This window comes from Pseudomonas sp. C8002 (genome assembly GCF_013385765.1).
Classification (GTDB): Bacteria; Pseudomonadota; Gammaproteobacteria; order Pseudomonadales; family Pseudomonadaceae; genus Aquipseudomonas.
Genome location: NZ_JACAPJ010000007.1, coordinates 367,074 through 386,696 on the forward strand (window position 1 = coordinate 367,074; position 19,623 = coordinate 386,696).

The 19,623-nt window shown below is 57.8% G+C and carries 21 protein-coding genes; 4 read left to right on the plus strand and 17 right to left on the minus strand.

The features are described from left to right. Nucleotides 1-7: 7 nt before the first annotated feature. The 13 genes from HX814_RS13075 to HX814_RS13135 form a co-directional block, all read right to left on the minus strand. Nucleotides 8-292, minus strand: coding sequence for a hypothetical protein (locus HX814_RS13075; protein ID WP_102605791.1), 285 nt, complete (start codon nt 290-292; stop codon nt 8-10). A 179-nt stretch (nt 293-471) separates the two neighbouring features. Beyond that, the gene (locus HX814_RS13080; RefSeq protein ID WP_003211357.1) at nt 472-1,815 is read right to left on the minus strand and encodes a UDP-glucose/GDP-mannose dehydrogenase family protein; all 1,344 of its coding nucleotides are present in this window, start codon (nt 1,813-1,815) and stop codon (nt 472-474) included. Between the two features lie 12 nt (nt 1,816-1,827). Then, a complete protein-coding gene (locus HX814_RS13085) occupies nt 1,828-3,255 on the minus strand; it encodes a mannose-1-phosphate guanylyltransferase/mannose-6-phosphate isomerase (protein WP_032899404.1) in 1,428 nt (475 codons plus the stop codon). 54 nt (nt 3,256-3,309) lie between these two features. Further along, nucleotides 3,310-3,786 carry a glycosyltransferase gene (locus HX814_RS13090; protein WP_003211352.1) on the minus strand — a complete coding sequence of 159 codons (477 nt, stop codon included), beginning with the start codon at nt 3,784-3,786 and terminating at the stop codon, nt 3,310-3,312. Further along, on the minus strand, nt 3,787-4,242 hold the full coding sequence (locus HX814_RS13095) for a hypothetical protein (protein ID WP_023658755.1): 456 nt from the start codon (nt 4,240-4,242) through the stop codon (nt 3,787-3,789). It abuts the gene before it with no gap. Between the two features lie 35 nt (nt 4,243-4,277). After that, a complete protein-coding gene (locus HX814_RS13100; protein WP_177008625.1) occupies nt 4,278-5,240 on the minus strand; it encodes a glycosyltransferase family 1 protein in 963 nt (320 codons plus the stop codon). Nucleotides 5,241-5,294: 54 nt separating this feature from the next. Next, nucleotides 5,295-5,837 carry a DapH/DapD/GlmU-related protein gene (locus HX814_RS13105; RefSeq protein ID WP_087694222.1) on the minus strand — a complete coding sequence of 181 codons (543 nt, stop codon included), beginning with the start codon at nt 5,835-5,837 and terminating at the stop codon, nt 5,295-5,297. Beyond that, nucleotides 5,838-6,683 carry a polysaccharide lyase gene (locus HX814_RS13110; RefSeq protein ID WP_256662413.1) on the minus strand — a complete coding sequence of 282 codons (846 nt, stop codon included), beginning with the start codon at nt 6,681-6,683 and terminating at the stop codon, nt 5,838-5,840. Between the two features lie 18 nt (nt 6,684-6,701). Further along, nucleotides 6,702-7,853, minus strand: coding sequence for a polysaccharide pyruvyl transferase family protein (locus HX814_RS13115; protein WP_087694221.1), 1,152 nt, complete (start codon nt 7,851-7,853; stop codon nt 6,702-6,704). Further along, nucleotides 7,850-9,310 carry an oligosaccharide flippase family protein gene (locus tag HX814_RS13120; RefSeq protein WP_134326348.1) on the minus strand — a complete coding sequence of 487 codons (1,461 nt, stop codon included), beginning with the start codon at nt 9,308-9,310 and terminating at the stop codon, nt 7,850-7,852. Before HX814_RS13120 ends, HX814_RS13115 begins: the two co-directional genes overlap by 4 nt. Next, entirely contained in the window at nt 9,307-10,578 is a 1,272-nt protein-coding gene (locus HX814_RS13125; protein WP_177008701.1) for a DUF6369 family protein, read from the minus strand. Before HX814_RS13125 ends, HX814_RS13120 begins: the two co-directional genes overlap by 4 nt. A 105-nt stretch (nt 10,579-10,683) precedes the next feature. Beyond that, nucleotides 10,684-12,912, minus strand: coding sequence for a polysaccharide biosynthesis tyrosine autokinase (locus tag HX814_RS13130; protein ID WP_177008626.1), 2,229 nt, complete (start codon nt 12,910-12,912; stop codon nt 10,684-10,686). 45 nt (nt 12,913-12,957) lie between these two features. Continuing rightward, nucleotides 12,958-13,398, minus strand: coding sequence for a low molecular weight protein-tyrosine-phosphatase (locus tag HX814_RS13135; RefSeq protein ID WP_032899408.1), 441 nt, complete (start codon nt 13,396-13,398; stop codon nt 12,958-12,960). Nucleotides 13,399-13,630: 232 nt separating this feature from the next. On the opposite strand from HX814_RS13135, the gene rfaH reads away from it, so the two are divergent. From rfaH to HX814_RS13150, 3 genes are all read left to right on the plus strand, one after another. Continuing rightward, nucleotides 13,631-14,140: a transcription/translation regulatory transformer protein RfaH gene (rfaH, locus tag HX814_RS13140; RefSeq protein ID WP_003211330.1), complete on the plus strand. Its 510-nt coding sequence runs from the start codon at nt 13,631-13,633 to the stop codon at nt 14,138-14,140. Nucleotides 14,141-14,260: 120 nt separating this feature from the next. Further along, nucleotides 14,261-14,569: a hypothetical protein gene (locus HX814_RS13145; RefSeq protein ID WP_023658750.1), complete on the plus strand. Its 309-nt coding sequence runs from the start codon at nt 14,261-14,263 to the stop codon at nt 14,567-14,569. Continuing rightward, on the plus strand, nt 14,566-14,913 hold the full coding sequence (locus HX814_RS13150) for a hypothetical protein (protein ID WP_177008627.1): 348 nt from the start codon (nt 14,566-14,568) through the stop codon (nt 14,911-14,913). The genes HX814_RS13145 and HX814_RS13150 overlap by 4 nt, the downstream gene beginning before the upstream one ends. On the opposite strand, the gene HX814_RS13155 is transcribed toward HX814_RS13150, so the two are convergent. From HX814_RS13155 to HX814_RS13170, 4 genes are all read right to left on the minus strand, one after another. Next, nucleotides 14,865-15,488, minus strand: a complete 624-nt coding sequence (locus HX814_RS13155; protein ID WP_087694216.1) for a hypothetical protein — start codon at nt 15,486-15,488, stop codon at nt 14,865-14,867. The two genes, HX814_RS13150 and HX814_RS13155, sit on opposite strands and share 49 nt — an antisense overlap. A gap of 69 nt (nt 15,489-15,557) precedes the next feature. After that, nucleotides 15,558-16,547 carry an ABC transporter substrate-binding protein gene (locus HX814_RS13160; RefSeq protein WP_008435483.1) on the minus strand — a complete coding sequence of 330 codons (990 nt, stop codon included), beginning with the start codon at nt 16,545-16,547 and terminating at the stop codon, nt 15,558-15,560. Continuing rightward, complete coding sequence (locus HX814_RS13165; protein ID WP_008435484.1) at nt 16,540-17,307, minus strand: ABC transporter ATP-binding protein; 768 nt, start codon at nt 17,305-17,307, stop codon at nt 16,540-16,542. Before HX814_RS13165 ends, HX814_RS13160 begins: the two co-directional genes overlap by 8 nt. 1 nt (nt 17,308) lies before the next feature. Continuing rightward, nucleotides 17,309-18,172, minus strand: coding sequence for an ABC transporter permease (locus HX814_RS13170; RefSeq protein ID WP_177008628.1), 864 nt, complete (start codon nt 18,170-18,172; stop codon nt 17,309-17,311). A 250-nt stretch (nt 18,173-18,422) separates the two neighbouring features. Between HX814_RS13170 and HX814_RS13175 the strand changes: the two genes are divergently transcribed. Continuing rightward, complete coding sequence (locus tag HX814_RS13175; RefSeq protein WP_177008629.1) at nt 18,423-19,511, plus strand: LLM class flavin-dependent oxidoreductase; 1,089 nt, start codon at nt 18,423-18,425, stop codon at nt 19,509-19,511. Nucleotides 19,512-19,623 lie beyond the last annotated feature (112 nt).

The window sequence follows — 19,623 nt, forward strand, 5'->3', positions numbered from 1 at the left end:
CGGGTTATTAGTTGGTACCGGTGGTACCGCCTGTACCGGTGGTGCCGCCGGTGCCGGAAGTACCGCCATTGGAACTGCCGCCCGAGTTGGAAGCCGCCGCCGCAGCGCCGACTACCGCGGTACCGACCCCGACGGTTTCACCGAGCGTCACGCCGCCCACGAGCGGGGTGCTCAACGACAGGGGCTCGCTCGCGCCGGCCGCATCGCTCAAGGCCTCGCTCGCGATTTCACCTGCCGCCAATGCCGCAGTACTGCTAAAGGCCAGCACGCCGGCCAACAGTATTTTCCTCATATCAGACTCCTTCTCGATATTTACCCCTTATCAAATAATGCAATAAGGGCGTAGTGATGGAACGGAGATAAACAGGCTATGCAAACTGCGCAAAGATCCTGTTGGATCACGCACTTAACCTCCTCGAAATCATCTCACTTGTGGATAGCTCAAACCACCAATGTTAATAATCGTCAGGATTAAACAACGGGGCGTACCGATAACCCGCGACCAATACCGTAATACTCGAAACCATTGGCTTTCATACGCTGCGGATCAAATATATTGCGGCCGTCAAAGATCACCGGCGTGCTCAGTTTTTCTTTTATCAAGTCCAGGTCCGGGGCCTTGAACTCCCGCCATTCGGTCACGATCACCAGCGCATCGGCACCTTGCAACGCCGCTTCCTTGGTGCCCATCAGCAACAGGTCTTCGTTCATCCCGTAAATGCGCTGGGTCTCGGCCATCGCTTCGGGGTCGAATGCCTGGACCCGGGCACCCACGCTGCGCAGTTGTTCGATCAACACGCGGCTCGAGGCTTCGCGCATGTCATCCGTATTGGGCTTGAAGGCCAGGCCCCAGATGGCGAAGGTCTTGCCCTCCAGCTGGCCGCCGAAGTGGTGGTGAATATGCCCGAACAGGTGCTGCTTCTGGCGCTTGTTGACTTCCTCGACGGCAGACAACAGCGTTGCCTGATAGCCGATCGACGACGCGGTGCGCTCCAGCGCCTGCACATCTTTCGGGAAGCACGAACCGCCATAACCGCAGCCTGGGTAGATAAAGTCGTAGCCGATCCGTGGATCGGAGCCAATGCCTTTACGAACCGCCTCAATGTCGGCGCCCAAGCGTTCGGCGAAATTGGCCATTTCATTCATGAAGGAAATCTTGGTGGCCAGCAGGCAGTTGGCCGCGTACTTGGTCAGCTCGGCACTCCTGATGTCCATCGTGATGATCTTTTCGTGGTTGCGGTTGAAGGGTTCATACAGCTCCCGCATGCGGTCCACGGCGTAACTGCTGTCGCTGCCGATGATGATCCGGTCGGGCCGGGTGCAGTCGGCGACCGCCGAACCTTCCTTGAGGAACTCGGGGTTCGAGATCACGTGGAACTCCACCTCAAGCCCCCGCGACGTCAACACCTCGGACACCTTCGCCCGGACCTTGTCCGCCGTCCCCACCGGCACCGTGGACTTGTTGACGATAATCTTCGGCTCGGTCATGTTGAGCGCAATAGTCGCGGCAACGGAGAGCACGTACTTGATGTCGGCGCTGCCATCGTCATCAGGCGGGGTGCCCACGGCGATGAACTGCACCTCTCCATGCCGCACGCCTTGCGCGGCGTCGGTGGTGAAGTGCAAGCGTCCGGCATCATGGTTCTTCTGGACGAGCGCACTCAGCCCGGGCTCAAAGATCGGAATAATGCCGGCCTTGAGGTTCTCGACTTTAGTCGCGTCCACGTCGACACAACACACCTCATGCCCCGCGTCGGCCAGCACCGCTGCCTGCACCAGACCCACATAGCCGATTCCAAATACAGTTACATTCATTTCAATCTTCCTTTAAACAAGCTCGAGGCGGCCATAGCGGTCTTCAAAGCGGATGATGTCGTCCTCGCCCAGGTACGAACCCGATTGGACTTCAATCAGCTCCAGCGGGATTCGCCCCGGGTTTTCGAGGGAGTGCACAACGCCAATCGGGATGTAGGTGGACTGGTTTTCGGTCAGCAGCACTTGCTTGTCGGCGATTTGCACATTCGCGGTGCCGGACACCACGATCCAGTGCTCGGCCCGGTGGTGGTGCAGTTGCACCGACAGCTTGTGCCCCGGCTTCACCGTGATCCGCTTCACCTGGTACCGATAGCCCTGGTCCACCGAGTCATATTTGCCCCACGGCCGATAGACTTCGCGGTGGCTGGTGCTCTCGATCCGGTGCTTTTCAGTCAGCTGCGCGACTATTTTCTTGACGTCTTGCGCGTGGTCCTTGGTGGTCACCAAAATCGCGTCGGCGGTCTCGACGACCACCACATCATTGATCCCTGCAACCGTGACCAGGCGGTGGCTGGCATGCACATAGCTGTTGGTGACGTCCTGCAGCAGCACGTCGCCCTGGGTGCAGTTCTGGTTCTGATCCTTGAGGCCCGCTTCCCACACTGAGTCCCAGGCACCCAGGTCGCTCCACGGCGAATCGAGGATGACCACCGACGCGATGTCGGTCTTTTCCATCACCGCGTAATCGATCGACACGTTGGGCGCGTTCACAAAATCCACCTGGCTGAGCCGGGTGAAATCCTGGTCATGGGCCGCGTTGGAGAGGGACAGTTCTGCGGCCACCATGATCTCCGGGCTCAGGCGCTCCAGCTCGGCCTTCATCACCGAGGCGCGGAACATGAACATGCCGCTGTTCCAGAAGTAGTTGCCTTGTTCCAGGTAGCCTTGCGCGGTCGCCAGGTCGGGCTTTTCCACGAAGGCATCGACATGCGCGGCGCCGTCCACCGCAGCCGCTTGAGTACGGATATAGCCGTAGCCGGTCTCCGGCTTGGTGGGCACAACCCCGAAGGTGACGATCTTGCCTTTGTTGACTTCCACCTTGGCCAGCGTCAAGGCCGCATTAAACGCTTGGGTATCGCCGATCACATGGTCCGCCGCCAGCACCAGCAGGATCGGATCGTCCCCATCCGCCAGCGCCGACAGGGTTGCCGCCGCAATCGCCGGGGCGGTGTTGCGGGCGGTCGGCTCAAGGAGGATTTTCTGCGGGATCACGTCCAGTGATCGACTTTGCTCGGCCACGATGAAACGGTGTTCTTCGTTGCACACAATGATCGGCGGGCTGACGGTCTCGCCCTCTATCGACAGGTTCTTGATGCGATCCAAGGTGGCTTGAAACAAACTCAAGTCACCGTGCAGCGCAATAAACTGCTTTGGTTTAAGCGCTCTTGAAAGCGGCCACAGGCGCGTGCCTGAACCGCCAGACAATATAACTGGGATCATAACGATTACTCGATGATTAAAGGCAATAAGAGCGGATTGACAAACAGCCGAAACTTAAGAAGTGAATGACTTCACATAACTGATCAAGCGGTCCCTTTCGGTAAAGTCCAGTGAACTTTCGGCACTGCTGTAGTTAAGCGCCGAATCAATCGCCGAAAAGAACGCATCTTTATCATGGGCGATAAACACAGAGGGAAGGTCTGAAAAGTTTTCGGCGGTGTCGTACTGGTGATTATTGATGTGTTCACCGCGCCGACTGTCGCGCGGGACAATAACAATCGGTTTGCCCAGTTCAAGGGAGCGAATGATATTGCCCATGCCCGCATGGGAAACAATCACCTTTGACGCATTGAAGTTTTTGGAAAACAGCGGCTCGGCGATGGTCTTGTAAGCCGTAATGCGCCCCAGGTCATTTTCGTTATTGCCCACCTGGGCAACAATCGGGACCTGCGGGTTTGCATGACTCCACTCATGCAAGTAGCCGAGCATTCTTTCAAAGGGTGCTTGAGTGCCAACGCTGCAAAATATCATTTATACAATCCTCCCTTTATATTGGGCCCGGCTGTTTTGCGACAGCGTGGGCCACTGGGTCAGCAACTCATCGACAAAATACACAGCGATCCTGCCGGACAACGAGAGCTTCTTGGGATTGGCAATGCTGTCGATCCACAGGGTCTTTTTGCCCATCAGTTTTCCCGCGACCAGCCCCAGCAACCCCGGTGCCGCCCCGGTGGAGATCACGTACCTGGCCTTGCTGCGGTAAACGATCGCAAAGATCTGGCAAAAGCCCTTGATGATCTTCAACGGTTCACTGCGATTAAAGTCCGGGACTTGCGCGAAGGCATGGGTTGGATACTGCGAGCCAATGCTGATATCCACGGTGGCGATGGTAACTTTTTGACCGTCGAAGGCAGGCAGCAACTTGCTCATTTGTACCCAGTGCCCACCTCCAGAACAAATCAATAAAACATCACTTGATTGACTCATGACGGTTCCCTTCCTGTCAGGTGTAATAGACATCATTAAATAGTGGCGGCAGTTCTTAACAGTTGGGCCTGGCCTTTCCAGCGGGTTATTCGCTTGGCTTTGAGCAAGGCCGATTTCTCTTTATAGGTTTCTTGATTGGCGATGAGCTGCGCGACGCCGGCCTTGATGGACAGCGGGTCCAGGGTGTCGACAAACACCGCCGCCTCGGAAAACAACGAGCGCAGTACCGTGGTATTCGAAAGCGCCATCGGCCTGCCGGCGCTGACCGCTTCGTTGGCCACGCTCAGTTGGACGTTGTCGCGGGTGGTCAGGCCGAGCACCACATTCGCGTGGCACAGCAGCTGTTCAAAGGTCGCCTTGCTGAGGAAGCCGGTCAGCTTGATGTTCTCGGGGAGTGACGCCACGAGCTCCTCGGAGAGCTTGCCCTGATGCTTGCCGGTGATCAGGAAGTCGACACCGGGCATTTCCCGGGCGGCGTTGATCACGATCTCGATCGGTTCATCGATATCAAACGAGCACGGAAACAGTACATAGGGTGTCTCGCGCTCACTGGCGGGCGCCGCGTGAAAGTCACACGGCAAGTCTTCCAGGATAAAGATATTGGTGTCCTTGACGCCCAGGCCGGCCAACTCTTCTTTGACTTTAAAATTATGAACGACGACAGCATCGATTCTATTCAACAGCGCTACCGTGCCCGGAAAGCCTATCCATTGTTTGCGCAACAGGCTGTTGTGGGCATCGGCGATAATCTTCAGCCGCCAGTTGAATATAAACTTGTAGGCCAGTGCTATATGCAATACCGGGCTCGGCGGCAACTGCACCCACAGCACGTCAGGCGAACCGGCCAACAGGGTCTTCAGGGTTTTAAACGACTTGATCAAGTAATCCAGCGGCCGCGCGGATTTCTTCTTGAACTGGTTGGGCAGATGCAGAATGTCATACGCCCAGTATTGCTTCATGGTATCGGCGCGTCGTTGATAGCCAATCCATGCAATCATTAATGATTTCACGTCAGAGTCCTGCATAAATAAAGGTGGGGCCAGTGAGATTGCTTACACTGCAAACCAGATCGGAAAGTCGGCGTTGTATCGAATGGTGTTGTTTCTGAAGCGGATATGTTTGGCCGGATTGCCACCCACGATCGAATACGCTGCAACGTTGCGCGTGACCACACTGCCCGGATAAACAACCGCGCCTGTTCCGATGGTGACGCCTGGCATTACCATCACATTGGGAAAGATCCAGGCATTGTCTTCAATCAACACCGGCTTCCCCACCAGGCAACTCATGGGGTCATCAATATCGTGGCCCAGCGTATAAACCCGGGTGTTATGGGAAATATTGACGTTGTCGCCGATGCGGATGCCCGCCCGGTTATCCAGGTAGCAGTCGTAATTGACCGTGCAGTTTTTCCCGACCGAGAAGTTGCCGAAGGAGAAAAACACCACGTTGCGGTGAATCGTGGTCCGGGCGCCCACCCGGCATCCGGTTGCCCGGAGCAACGCGCGTCGCAGATTGAAAAACAACGCCAGGCTGAGCAGCGTATTGAACAGCGCAACAGCGGCCTTCTTGATGTTCAGTTTCAGGTTCTTCATCTACTCGCCCTGCCCTGAAGTATCCGTTACGCGCTGTGAACTCATCACAAAATTCCTGAAGCGGATATTGGTACTCACCGGCGTGGCGAAAGACGGGTTATTGCCACCGAAGAACGTCGAAAACAGCAAGCCGTCGATGGTGATCTCCGGCGTGTCTCTAAACGTCAGCCCGGTTTCCGAGTGCACCAGCTGGTTGTCGTACCAAATGGAAATCACACCGTCGGCCTGCCCCGGCGTATTCAACTTCACCAGTTGCTCCAACCTGTGCCATTGCCCCACCGTAAAGATCCAGGAACCCAACCCGACTGCCGTGCCCCAGGTTTTACTGGTGGGCAAATACGCGTAAATGGCGCCGGCGCCCTTTTCTTTCCAGATGTAGCGCGTGGAAAAGCCGTCATGGCCGTTCGGTATCTTGCCGCCCGTATTGCCGGTGCCACCGTAGAGGCCCGGGAGCTTGCCGCCTTTTACAAAGTCGAAATTCCTGTCGAACTTCAACTCATAGGTCAGTACCAGGCATTCCCTGCCCGGTTGCGGCAATGGGGATTTGAATTCAATGCCGCCGTAGGGCAACCCAAGCCGCACCATCGAACCCGGGTCATAGGAGCCGGCCGGAAAATGCACGGCAATGTCCTTGATCTTTTGGCTGTAGGCCTTGTTCGTCAGATTGGCCCTGCCCTTTATGCTGCTTTGCGCCTGGGGCCCGTCGGCCATCTGCGAAACGTCCGGCAGTGACGGGTAGATGTTCTTGATGCCTGGCTCGCAACGGTCGTTCAACTCAGATGCGCCGCTGGCAGCCACCTGCAGGGCGAACGCCACAATGAGTAGCGTCGAGGCTGTCTTTTTCACGTCGGTTGCCCCTCCACTTTATTTTTCATCGACCCATTTCAAAAAGTCGTCGACCGCTTTTTGTGCAAGGGAAGAACGCTGGGCGATCTCCTGCTTGAGGTGCTCGGCCATTTGCGCCTTGGATTGCCGGAATTCGCTGATGGTGGCCTTGATCACCTCAGGGTCTGGGGTGCTGACCAGCCGGGTGCCCTGCGGCAGCATTTCATGGACTTTTTTCAGCTTGTTTTCGATTTCAACCGCGATGGTGGGAAAGCCCAGGGAAGCCGGCAGCAGTACACCGTGTGCACGGGCGCTGATGATCACGTCGGACTCGACGATCAGTTTCGCCATGAAGGTTTCGGGCGTATCGCCCGCCGCGTCCCAGCACAACCATTCGAACCTGTGGTACTTGTCGATCAGGTGCTGGTCACGTTCCTTGTACAGCGAGACCAGGCGTACCTGCTCGCCACGCTTGGCGAGCTCATCCGCGGCCTGGACCATCGCCTTGATGAACTGTTGCCCGTTCGCGTCATGGGGCCAGTCGCGCAGGATGAAGGACAGGTACTTGCCCTTCTTGAGGCTGCCGACCTCCAGGTCTTTGCTGGAGATCCACAGGTCGGAAAGCAGGCTGGGGTCGGTGTACACCTCGACGTCGGACTTTCCGAAGGCCTTGCAATGCTGCTGGCTGGTACCGTCCCGCACGGAAATGTAGTCACAGCGATTGATCACGCTGACGGCGCGGGTCAGCAGCTTGCCGCCGCCATCGAAGGGGCCCAGGCCAATACAGAACGCTGCCAGGCGCCGGTGGAAATAGATCCTGTCGACACCACCGCGCAACCCGACATACAAACGCAGAAGCGTGGACTTCAGGTCGGTCTGCGCCTTGATGCTCTTGCACAGCTTCGCCACGATGCCCTTGTTGGCAGTCGCCTCTTTGGCCGGTGGGATAAACGAGAAGAACTGGCCCCCACCGCCCAACACCACCAGGTCAGCCTTGACCGGCTCCTTGATGTGCAGCCACTTGATACGCGGGTTGAAGTTCCTGGCGATCTGCGGATGATCGACACCCACCGCTATATCCGATTCCTTAAAGCGTTTTTTCAGAATATTGATCACGCATAGCATTAATACGTCATCACCCAAATTACCAGGACCGTATGCCCCCCGGATATATACTTTGCTGACATTCATGCTGGGCTTCCATTTTCCACGGGGTCATTAAACACGGCATTCAAGGCAAACGTTGTTGCGAGAATGTAGATAAATATCAGCGCCATGATCATTAATCGATACAGCACACTTTCGACGTAGGCGCTTGATATGAAACTGATGAAAGGCAATGTCCACAAGATCAGGATCCTGGGAGATACGAGCAACTCCAGAGGTAATATCTTCTTGTAGACGAAATACGGCAGTCCCAGCAGGAAGTGAATAAACTGCGAGCCGATAAATGCCTTGGCAATCCCGATTGCACCTTCTTCCCGAAGCCACAGTGCTCCGGCAATGAATAACACTCCCCATAGAATGTTACTCATCACACTGAACCAGGCCAGGTTCATCACGATCATCTTTCTTGAAATACCGGACTTGAATGCACTGAGCAGCGAACCCAGGATTACCAGGACTAATGTCACTTCAAAATCCCGCCCCAGGAAACTGCTGCCATACAGTTTGGCCAGCAACTCGGGGAACATGATCACCGGCTGTATGATCACCAACACCACCAGCCAGCCCGACAGAAAGTTCAAGGCGTCCAACTTGCGGCTTTTACCGCCCAGCGCGGCGGCCAGCATCGGCACCAGCACAGAGCCCAACACCACGGAAACATGGGAAAAGATCGCGTTCCATTGCATCGCGGCGGCGTACATGCCCAATGCGGCAAGGCCGTTAGTTGTTTCCGCCAGCAACTTGTTGGCGAACCAGTTCATCGGGGCGACCATCAACCCCGTCAGCAATACCGGCAGGCCAACCGACAGCACTGCGTGCTTTTCAGTCATTGCGCCTTTGAAACTCAGCGTGGTATTTCGGGCCTTCAATGTCTTCCAGCAGGCCAGTGCGCTGAAGAACACGATCAGCAATTGAGAACCGGCCAAGCCCAGCAGCGCACCGTTGAGTCGCAACTGCAGGGTCAGGAAGTACGTCGCCGGAATCGCGACAATCGCAATGATTCCGTTGATGGTCGCGATTGTCCGGTATTGGCCCCAACCGGTCAGGCAGCCCTGGGTCCATCCCGACAGGATAATCAACGTGATGGTGCTCAATACGATCAGCGATGCAGCGCTGAGGCTGTCTGCCCCCAGGATAACGCTGGAGAAAAAGTGCGGGAAAAACAGCGCTGTCCCGATGATCATCCCGCTGAACACAACCGAGAACAGCAGCGTCAGCGCGATGCCCCTGCCGGTCTTCTCGGGACAGGTCTCCTTGAACTGCCCGATATGCTTGGCCGTCGCCGTGGTGGTGGCTTGGGCGGCGACGTTGGCAAGCATCACAATCGCGCTCTGGATCAAACCATACTCGCCAAACGATTGCGCACCCAATACCCGGGCAACCAGGATGCCGGTGATGACCACCGACACTTTGGTGGCCACGGCAGAAACGAAACTCCATGCCGTACTGGACACGAACTTTTTCAACAGTGTGCTGTTCATCCGGCATTCACCTGCAAGGGTGTGGTTATCAGCGGCTGGTCAGGCTTGAGGATCTTTTTGCGTTGCCTGGCGGTGTGTTCGGAACAGACCCGCAGCACAATCGCGCCATACGCGATACCGATGGCGTACGGCTGATAAGGCGTGGCCGAGACAACGAACATCACCCCCAGAAAGATGGCGATCGAAACCGCCACCCGGCTGTTCATGTGCTGGGTAATCGAGGTAATGAACACGTACAGCAAGTACACGCCGATCAGCCCGTACTTAACGAAGTAGGTTAGGTAGGCACTGTCGATATTCGAGTTCTTGTCATCGAGGCCACGGTACTCGAACCAGGGAATCTCGAACGGCGTGCCCGCGCCCAGTCCCACAAAGTAATGCAGCGGGTTCATGCCGCGGATCAACTCCAGCGCCGGGCTGAAGCGCGTGGCCAATTGGGCGGCCATGCCTTCGGACGACAAACCATCATTGATTCGATCAGCCCCGATCATATTGCTGATGCCAATGAACGCCATCAGCACCACCGCCCCGGCCAGGGCAACGCCTATCATGCGGGCCGGCCGGGTGTATTGGTGGATGATGATCGCCGCAAACACCGAGACAAAGATGAAGCGAGAGTTGGCAATGAACAAACAGATGAATGAAGTGGCCAGGCAAATGCTTGCGAGCTTTTTCCTGTGTTCGAACAGCCGTGGGTCTATGAAGTAATAAATCAGATAGGCCACGGCGGCGTACGTACCGCCGTCCAGGTAGCGGTAGGCGTTTTCTTCATAGTAGACGTCTTGAAACTTGTACAAGCCCAAGCGTAACCAGGCAATGTCCAGTACATTGAAGGCGGTCATCGCGATCAATAGCAGGAGCACTGTCTGCAACATCAGCGTTTTTGCGGCAAGGGTCGCGATGTTCGAGAGCACGATAAATGACAGGATCATTATAAAAGGCCGAACATCCTTCAACAGGTACTTGTTCGAGGACTCCAGCAGGCCGCAGGCGAGTAACACCACATACAGCCCGCAACCAAAAAGCAGGCCGCCCGGTACCGTCAATTGCTTCTTCTGTGTAGCCACCTGCCGGATCAGCAGTGCGCCCAGCCCGCCCACGATATAAAAGTCAAAGAAGTAGATACCCTTGAGCGAGATTATTTCGCTGTAGGAGTTACCCGTGGGAATAACAGCCAGCATTATCCCGAACACTACGATTGAGTATTTTGGATTTTTCGCCGCGAGCAAACCCGCTGACAGCGCGATAAGGGATAACAGGTAAAACATGGCTGGGTATTCTTTATGCTGATTTGAATTTGGCACGCTACCGCCCCAGGATTTTTCGTTCATTTCCTGAAAACGTGACCTCTATCCTGCAATTACAGTGGTGAATCAGCTCCGATCAGCCTGGTACTCGTACTGGTAATACCCGTAGTTGCCGTAGCCATATTTGGCCGACGCTTTCTTTTCAACGCCGTTGAAGATCGCGCCCCTGAGCACGATGCCGTTCTGGGCAAATCGGCGCATGGTGTGCTCGATCTCTTTTGCCGGGTTCAAGCCATAGCGGGTGACGATCAGGTTGGTCCCCGATTGCCGTCCCACGATGGCTGCGTCGGTCACGGCCAAGAGCGGTGGCGTATCCAGAATCACCAGGTCATACCGTTCGCTGACCTGCGCCAACAGTTCGGTCAGGTTGCGGTGCATCAGCAGTTCGGAAGGATTCGGCGGTATTTGCCCGCGGCTGATGATGTCGAGGTTTTCAATGCCGGTTTTGTGGATGGCGGATTCAAGGGTGCATTGATTGGAGAGGATGTCGGAAAGCCCATCCTTGGCCGGCACACCCAGCACTTTGTGCAGGTAGCCCCGTCGCATATCCACGTCAATCAACAACACGCGCTGCCCGGTTTGCGCGATGACCGCCGCCAGGTTCACCGAGACAAAGGTTTTACCCACCTCGGGGCTGGGGCCGGAAATCATGATCCGGTTATTCGGCGCCTCGAGCATCGCGAAGTGCAAACTGGTGCGCAAACTGCGCAAGGCCTCCACTGCCAGGTCCGTGGGGTGACTGATGGCCAGCAATGAAGAACCGGCATCGGCACGCCCACGCCCGCGGGTGATTTTGTCTTCTTCGACCTTTTGCAGCGTGCTGTACGGAATCGACGCGTACACCGGCAAGCCCAGTTGCTCGATGGCCTCGGGGCTTTCCAGGCCACGGTTCAGCGCCTTGCGCAGCAGCACCAGCGTCACCGCCAGGAAGCCGCCCAGCAGCGTCGCGATCAGCACGATGAGGATCTTTTTCGGCTTGATCGGCTTGAAGAAATTGACGTCTGCGGTGTCGATCAGGCGCACGTTGCCCACGGTGCCCGCGCGCATCACATCGAGTTCCTGGGACTTGTTGAGCAACTGGGTGTAAATGGCCGTGCCGACCTCGACATCCCGGGTGAGGCTCAGCAGCTCCTGCTGGGTGGAAGGCAGGCTCTCGACCCGGCTCGCCAGGCTCTGCTGCTTGCTGGTCAGCTCGCCGATCTGAGTCAGCAATGCGCGATACGCGGGATGCTGGCGGGTGAACTTGCGGTCCATCTCGGCCTGTTGCAGCTTCAGCTCGGAGATGCTGGTATCGAGGCCCACGATCTGGTCGAGAATCGCCTTGGTTTCCAGGGTGATGTCCACCGACTTGCTGCGGGTCTGGTATTCATTCAAGGCCTTCCCGGCTTTTTCCAGGTCCTTCTTGACCTCCGGCAGTTGCTCCTTGAGAAACGCCAGGCTTTGCGCCGCCTCAGCCGAGGTGCGCTCCACGTTCTGCCGCACGTAGATCGCCGCGATCTGATTGAGGATTTTGATCGCCTGGTCCGGCTCGGTGCTTTCCAGCGCCAGGCCGATCATGCCCGACTCCTTCCCTCGCTCGACCACATCCAGGTTTTCCTGATAGTCGAGGATGCTGGTCAGTCGCGCATTGCGGATCACCCGGAAACGCGTGCCGGGCTTGGCGCGCAGTTCTTCAATCTGGAATGCCACGCCATTTTGCTCGAACGGCTGCCCGGCCTCGCCGGCCGCCAGCACCTGGTCATCTTCATCCACCAGGGTGTAGTGCGCGTTTTCACCCACGGTCAGGGTCAGCTTCTTGCCCAATTGCCCGTCGGGCAGGTCCAGCTTGAAGATCTTCAGCGACTCGCCGCCCCAGGCGAAGCTGTCCAGGCCCAGCAGCGGCTCGGCGATTGCACCGGGGTTGGCCTTCTGGAAGCGGCGCGCCAGGAACTCACCCACCACCGGGAAGTACATTGGCTGTACGACGATATCGAGTTTCAGGTTGTCGACGGTTTTGCCAATCACGTAGCGGGACTGGATCAGCTCGATCTCGGTGGCCGACGGCGACTCCTTGCCCAGCATCCCGCCGATGTCCGAGAAGCCCAGCAAGTCGTTCTTTTTCGCTTCGACCTGCAGCAGGGCATTCGCCTGGTAGACCGGGGTTGCCAGCACCGCATAGGCGGCGCCAGTGACCATAAAGGCACCGGTCACCGCAGCGATCAGCCATTTATGGTCGATCAGTGTTCCAAACAGACCGAGGAGATCAATCTCCCCGTTATCGTCTTCCTGTACGGTGACTGCTGGCGTTTGCTGCATAAGTCGGATTCTTAGCCTTTATTTCGATTCAAAAAGTAGTGGCGATCAGCGTGCAAGACGCTGCGCCCATGCGTTTACAGCTTCTTCGATCAACGCATAAGCGTGCACAAACGCGGCCTTGCCTTGACGGTACGGGTCGCTGATCTCTCGCTCGTTTTGCCATTTGCCCAGCAGCAAGACCTTGCCTCGTGCCTCGGGCGCCATGCTGAGTACGGCATTGATGTGCTGTCGTTCCATGACCAGGATCAGGTCGGCTTCACTGATCGCCTGTGGCGCCAACTGGGTGGCCTGGTGCTTGTCGGCCGGATGACCGTGGGCTTCGAGTACCGCACGGGCGGTGGTTTCAATCGGCTTGCCGACCAACGCGGCAATACCTGCAGAACTGATCTTGATATCGGAGCACGGGAGTGCGCCACGCAAAAGACTTTCCGCGGTGGGACTACGGCAAATATTGCCAATACAGACAATCAACACTCTTTTAAACAAGGCACTATCCCCGGGCCATCCATTACCCCATGAAGCAACCTCTTCAACTTTATTACTTCACGGCAGTATTTATTAACACGTAACCCTTATTTCCCCCAAAATTATCTCCGGACGAAAAATAACAACCCCCGCCTTCAAACCGACAATTTATAACATTCATTACTTCGTCACTCCCATCGGCTTTAAATTACAGCCTTGTCATGTATCGCCTTATATAGGAAGAGGAACGCCCATGAGCGCAAATGCCAACAAAGCCTGGTACCTGGTCCAGTGCAAATCCCGGCAGGACGAGCGCGCCGAAGAGCACCTCCAGCGCCAGGGCTATACCTGCTTCCGGTCTACCTATAAACGCGAACGGCTGTTGAAGGGCCAGCGCAGGACCACCCGTGAATCGTTGTTTCCCGGTTATCTGTTTATTCAAATGAGCCAGCAGGACAGCTGGAGCTCACTGCGCTCGACCCGCGGTGTGTCGCGGGTGGTGGCATTCGGCGCGCACCCGTTGCCCATCAGCGACACGCTGGTGGACGAACTCCAGGAGCGCGACCACCAGGCCGTGGTGAGCGCCCTGTTGCAGCCCGGCGAAAGCGTGCGCATCAATGAAGGGCCGTTTGCCGAACTTGAAGCGGTCTTCCTGGCCATGGACGGTGAGGAACGGGTGGTGTTGCTGATGAACTTCCTGCAACGGGAACAACGCATCAACTTGCCATTGGCAGAAATCAGCCGAGTGCAAAGAAGTGACTGATAGCGGCGCTGAACAGACAAGAAATAACATTCAACTTAATAACAGACTAAAAATAACATCCGCTTACTTTTTCACCTCTTGAGAATAAAGTAATACGTGAATTAACAGCGAGGGACGGCCATGAAAAGTTCAAAGCTATTGGTAGAGCGTATCGGCCTGTTTCCTTCTTCGGGAAACATTCACGTCAAGGTTAATAGTTCAACCACCGTTGTAGAACGCATGCAGGTGTTATACGCCGGCCATTCCCTGGACAGTGACGAATCCTGTACCGGGCTTTCAATGGTGTTTGCCGACTGGCGCTTCAAGTTGCAGGTGAGCAATCCCCTGTCCATCTGCCTGTGCGTGGAGAGCCGCGGCGACAGCCACCTGATGCAAATGAAGACGGCCGAACTATTGGCGAATATTTCCTGCACCGAGGAGCGGCCATGAGCATTTATGAGGATCTGAAACGGGCCTACGCCTTGAAAAGGCTGACGAACACGTTTGAAGGTTTCGTGGGCCTGGCACCGCACGAACAACTGCCGGCGGAGCAATATGCGCGCAACACCCGGATCATGTCCCACTGGCTGGATCAGTTGCGCGGCAACTCACCGCAGGACATAACCGACACGCTGTTCAAGCAGATGAAGCGTTCGCAGCGCCGTGGCGATGCCCGACGCTTCAATTGCCAGACGGTGCTGCTGGAGCTGCTGGTGGAAAGTAACCTGGCCCTGGACCTGGCCACTTACTCGGCGTTCAACTGCATGGAAGAGGCCCGCCAGGAAGGCTCCTGATGGGCCTGGTCGGCACCTGATACGGCCACTGCCACATGGTTGAGCAGCTTCTCGGCGTTGTACTTGGGTGCCATCGCACTTAACAACAGGATCACCATTCCCCCCCCGATCAACGATGGGGAAACCCGCACTTCAACCACCTCAAGGCGCCATAGAAACGCCAGTGCCGCCATGCCGCCCAAAAAGCCACCGGCCAGTGCTTCGTTGAGTGGGTGAATATAGGGTGCCACGCAATAGGCACTGAACCAGCCGGCGATCAACATCCCGGCGATAGCTGCGGGCCAGCGCCACTCGGGGTTGACCCGGCGCGCCACCAGGCTCATCGCCACGGGCACCATCAACGACGTATTCATGGCGTGACCGCTGAGCACCGCAATATCCAGCTGCTGGAGCGCCACGCCCCAGCCCTTGAACAGCAACTTGCTGAACGCCACGATGGAATAGGTGCAGGCGATGGTCATCAGCCACCACTTGACCGCCTGGGGCCGGGAATACCAGAGCCAGACGGCGATCACCACTGCGGCCGGAATCATGACGGTGATACCGCCATATTGCGCCAGTTCTTCCCGTATCAAGTGCTGTTCCCTACCCGCAAGTTTTTCCCGGACCCATGAGACCTCAGGTCCGGGCAAAACACAACGACTTCAGGGCGCGCCAGCCAGCGATTGCGGCGAAAACACCTCGGTATCCGTCAGTTTCCGCACCTCTACCCGGTGCGGGAAAATCTTCTTTTCCACAAACAAATCATCCACCTGCTGCAACGCCTGCACATCCCGCTCCTCTACCGGCAGCAGCGACTCATCACCCCATGTGCGCAGCAACTGTGAAACCTTGAGCGGAATATCGTTGACCGTGGCAAACACCCGTGCGTATTCCTCGGGGTTCTGCTGCGCCCATTCAAAAGCCTTGGCGAACCGCTGCAAAACGTCACGCAACGCCTGGCGCTTGAGCGGGTCGCTGAGCACTTCATCGGACGCGGTAATAAACGTCAGGCCGGTATTGATGCCCTCCCCGCTGATCAGCACCCGCGCGCCCTGCTGTTCGGCGAACGCCTGGTACACCCCGAAGGTCGCCCAGGCTTCGATCTTGCCGGCGTTGAACGCAGGTAATGCATCGGTGGGCAGCACGAAGCCGACGTTGACGTCCTTTTCATCCACGCCGGCATTCGCCAGGGCGCGGATCAGCAGGTACTGGGAAATGCTCCCACGGGCCGACGACACCACCACATTGCGTCCTTTCAGATCGGCCACGCTGTGGATCGGTGAATCGGGCGGCACCAGGATCGCAATGCTGCGCGCCTGACTGCGGCGCACCGCAACGATACGCAGCGGCGTGCCTCCGGTGGCAGCCGCCAGCACCGGTGTATCCCCGGCCGGGCCGAGGTCCACGGCGCCGGCGCGCAAGGCCTCGAACAGCGGCGCGGCGCCCTGGAAGTTGGCCCACTGGACCTTGTAGTCGATGCCATCCAGGGCGTGGGCGGCCTCCACCACCGTACGCAAGCCCTTGGCCTGGTCACCGAGGATCAGGGTCACACCCGACAGATCCGATGCAGACTTCGGCGCTTCAGCGGCTTTGTCGCAGCCGCCCATCAGCAGTGCAGCCGCCAACAGGCAAAGGGTTCTGAATTCAACCATGGGCAAACCGCCTGACGCTGGCGTTCGCAGGCTGGGCGGCCGGGGCGTCCACTTCAACCCCCAACAGGCTCAGCAAGCGCGCGCGAATCGCCTGGAAACCGTCCTGGCCGGTATCCCGTGCACGGGGCAGGTCGATGCGCAGTTGCTCGGCAATCTTGCCCTCCGCCAGTACGATCACGCGGTCGGCCAGCAGGATCGCTTCGTCGACGTCGTGGGTCACCAGCAACACGGCCGGCGTGTGTTTGCGCCAGAGTTCGATGATCAGGCGATGCATCTTGATGCGGGTCAGCGCATCCAGCGCGGCGAACGGTTCGTCGAGCAACAGCAGCTTGGGCTCGCGCACCAGGCCGCGGGCCAATGCCACGCGCTGGGCCTCGCCGCCGGAGAGGGTCGCCGGGTACGCCTCCAGCCGATGGGCCAGCCCGACTTCCGTCAACGCCTGCACCGCACGGGCCTTGGCGTCGGGAACCCGCAGGCCGAGAATCACGTTTTTCCAGGCGCGCTTCCACGGCATCAGGCGCGGCTCCTGGAACACCGCCGCCCGGGCCTTGGGCACGCGCAACTGGCCGCTGTCGATGCTGTCCAGGCCCGCGAGGCTGCGCAGCAAAGTGGTCTTGCCGGACCCGCTGGCGCCCAGCAACGCAACGAACTCCCCCGGGGCGATATCCAGGTCCAGGCCGTCGATGACCCGCTGCTGGCCGAACTGGCGCACCACATTGCGCAACTGCACCGGTGCTGTTGAAGCTTCGAGAATCGACATGTCAGTTCCTCACAAACGATGGGCGCCAGGCCAGGGCAAAACGTTCCAGGGTGCGGATCAAGCCGTCGATCAGCAGGCCCAGCACGCTATAGATCAACAGGCAGATCACGATCACGTCGGTGCGCATGAAGTCCCGCGCATCACTGGCCAGGTAGCCGATACCGGCGGTGGTGTTGATTTGCTCGACAAACACCAGGGCCAGCCAGGAGATGCCCAGGGAATAGCGCAGGCCGACAAAAAACGAAGGCAACGAGCCCGGCAGGATCACGTGCCAGATCAGCTCGCGACGGTTGAGGCCGAGGGTGTTGGCGGCCTCGATCAGTTTGGGGTCGATGTTGCGGATGCCGGCGAACAGGTTGAGGTACACCGGAAAGGTGGTGCCGGTAACGATAAGTGCGATCTTGGTGAACTCGCCGATGCCAAACCAGAGGATGAACAACGGCACCAGTGCCAGGGAAGGAATGGTGCGCAGCATCTGCATCGGTGAGTCGAGGATTACCTCGCCGCGCTTCGACAGGCCGGTGATCAACGCGGCCACCCCCCCGATACTCACGCCGATGCTCAAGCCCAGCAGCGCCCGTTGCAGGGACACCAGCAGGTGCTTGCCCAGCTCTCCGGAGACGATCATTGCCCACAGGGTGCCGCCAATCTGAGACGGCGCGGCGATGATCCGTGCCGGGATCAAGCCCAGCTCGGAGGCCAGTTCCCACAGCAACAGCAACACAATCGGGCTGACCAGCCGCAGCAACACATCGGGGGTGCGCCAGTTGCGCAGCCAGCGCGGAATCAAGCGGGATGCAACGCCGGCTTGACCCTCGGCCTTGTCGACGGAAAACGAACTGGCGTTAAGGGACTTTTCAGTCATCGGGCTTCCTTCCTCATCAAGAACACGGCCAGGAGCGCCGCTGCGGTTTCATGCTATTCGCATAAAAAACCTCAGTGAAATTCTATTTGGGAATAACCTAATACGATTAAAATGCGCATTACTGATAACTATATAAAACTATGATTCTGTATTTTTATAATTAGGATAGAACCAATCGGCATTTTACAGGCTCGGGTGCGGCCCCTATTTTCGATAGCAGCTTTATTCCTGCCCTCAACAAGGACTGACCATGAGCATCGAATTTATCGGCTATATCGGCGGCCACCACGCCTCCGAGATCCACCCTCGCAGCGGCCCGACCTTGCAGCCCGACTACGTGGAGACCGTGGCCCGCGCCCACGAAGAGGCCGGCTTCGACCGCGCGCTGGTGGCCTTCCATTCCAACAGCCCGGACAGTACGTTGATCGCTGCCCATGCGGCCAGCGTGACGAAAAAGCTGCAGTTCCTGATTGCCCACCGGCCCGGCTTCGTCCAACCCACCCTCGCTGCGCGGCAGTTCGCCACGCTGGATGTGTTCAACGGCGGGCGCACCGCGGTGCACATCATCACCGGCGGCGACGACCGTGAACTGCGGGCCGATGGCAGTCATATCGACAAGGATGAGCGTTATGCGCGCACCGACGAGTACTTGAGCGTGGTGCGGCAGGAATGGACCAGTGAAAAGCCCTTCGACCATCACGGCACTTACTACCGGTACGAGGGTGCGTTTTCGACGGTGAAGTCGCCGCAGCAGCCGCATATACCGTTGTATTTTGGCGGGTCTTCAGCGGCGGCCATTGCGGTGGCGGGCAAGCATGCGGATGTGTATGCGCTGTGGGGTGAGACCTACGAGCAGGTGAAGGAAGTGGTCACCCAGGTGCGGGCTGAGGCGGCCAGGCATGGGCGTACGGTTCGCTTCAGTTTGTCGTTGCGGCCGATTCTGGCAGAGACTGAAGCGCTGGCTTGGGAGCGTGCGGACAGCATCCTGGAGCAGGCGACGGCGTTGGCGCAGAAGAATGGGTTTGTGAGGCGTGAACCGCCGAATGAGGGGTCGCGGCGGCTGTTGGCGGCGGCGGCCCAGGGGTCGCGGTTGGATAAGCGGTTGTGGACCGGGATTGCGGGGTTGCTGGGGGCCCAGGGTAACTCTACATCGCTGGTGGGTACGGCTGATCAGGTGGCCGAGGCGTTGCTGGATTACTACGACCTGGGTATCACGACGTTTTTGATTCGTGGGTTTGATCCGCTCAATGATGCGATCGATTACGGCAAGCGGCTGATTCCGCTGACCCGGCAGTTGGTGGCTGAACGGGAACGCCAGGCGGCGGAAAAAGTCGCCTGAAACTACCTGAAGGAGCTGCCCACGCAGCTCCCGCAGAGAAAATCGCTGATTGCATCCAACCCTCTCGCCACGCTAAAGTTGAGAATAATTATCAATCACTAGCTGGCACCCG

Excerpts from the sequence above, each read along its gene's own strand:
- HX814_RS13115 (WP_087694221.1), bottom strand. The coding sequence starts at position 7,853 with ATGAATGTCAGCAAAGTATATATCCGGGGGGCATACGGTCCTGGTAAT.
- HX814_RS13170 (WP_177008628.1), bottom strand. The coding sequence starts at position 18,172 with ATGACTGAAAAGTCCCTTAACGCCAGTTCGTTTTCCGTCGACAAGGCC.
- HX814_RS13165 (WP_008435484.1), bottom strand. The coding sequence starts at position 17,307 with ATGTCGATTCTCGAAGCTTCAACAGCACCGGTGCAGTTGCGCAATGTG.
- HX814_RS13105 (WP_087694222.1), bottom strand. The coding sequence starts at position 5,837 with ATGAAGAACCTGAAACTGAACATCAAGAAGGCCGCTGTTGCGCTGTTC.
- HX814_RS13080 (WP_003211357.1), bottom strand. The coding sequence starts at position 1,815 with ATGAATGTAACTGTATTTGGAATCGGCTATGTGGGTCTGGTGCAGGCA.
- rfaH (WP_003211330.1), top strand. The coding sequence starts at position 13,631 with ATGAGCGCAAATGCCAACAAAGCCTGGTACCTGGTCCAGTGCAAATCC.
- HX814_RS13175 (WP_177008629.1), top strand. The coding sequence starts at position 18,423 with ATGAGCATCGAATTTATCGGCTATATCGGCGGCCACCACGCCTCCGAG.
- HX814_RS13160 (WP_008435483.1), bottom strand. The coding sequence starts at position 16,547 with ATGGTTGAATTCAGAACCCTTTGCCTGTTGGCGGCTGCACTGCTGATG.
- HX814_RS13085 (WP_032899404.1), bottom strand. The coding sequence starts at position 3,255 with ATGATCCCAGTTATATTGTCTGGCGGTTCAGGCACGCGCCTGTGGCCG.
- HX814_RS13130 (WP_177008626.1), bottom strand. The coding sequence starts at position 12,912 with ATGCAGCAAACGCCAGCAGTCACCGTACAGGAAGACGATAACGGGGAG.
- HX814_RS13075 (WP_102605791.1), bottom strand. The coding sequence starts at position 292 with ATGAGGAAAATACTGTTGGCCGGCGTGCTGGCCTTTAGCAGTACTGCG.
- HX814_RS13125 (WP_177008701.1), bottom strand. The coding sequence starts at position 10,578 with ATGTTTTACCTGTTATCCCTTATCGCGCTGTCAGCGGGTTTGCTCGCG.
- HX814_RS13120 (WP_134326348.1), bottom strand. The coding sequence starts at position 9,310 with ATGAACAGCACACTGTTGAAAAAGTTCGTGTCCAGTACGGCATGGAGT.
- HX814_RS13100 (WP_177008625.1), bottom strand. The coding sequence starts at position 5,240 with ATGATTGCATGGATTGGCTATCAACGACGCGCCGATACCATGAAGCAA.
- HX814_RS13145 (WP_023658750.1), top strand. The coding sequence starts at position 14,261 with ATGAAAAGTTCAAAGCTATTGGTAGAGCGTATCGGCCTGTTTCCTTCT.
- HX814_RS13150 (WP_177008627.1), top strand. The coding sequence starts at position 14,566 with ATGAGCATTTATGAGGATCTGAAACGGGCCTACGCCTTGAAAAGGCTG.
- HX814_RS13090 (WP_003211352.1), bottom strand. The coding sequence starts at position 3,786 with ATGATATTTTGCAGCGTTGGCACTCAAGCACCCTTTGAAAGAATGCTC.
- HX814_RS13095 (WP_023658755.1), bottom strand. The coding sequence starts at position 4,242 with ATGAGTCAATCAAGTGATGTTTTATTGATTTGTTCTGGAGGTGGGCAC.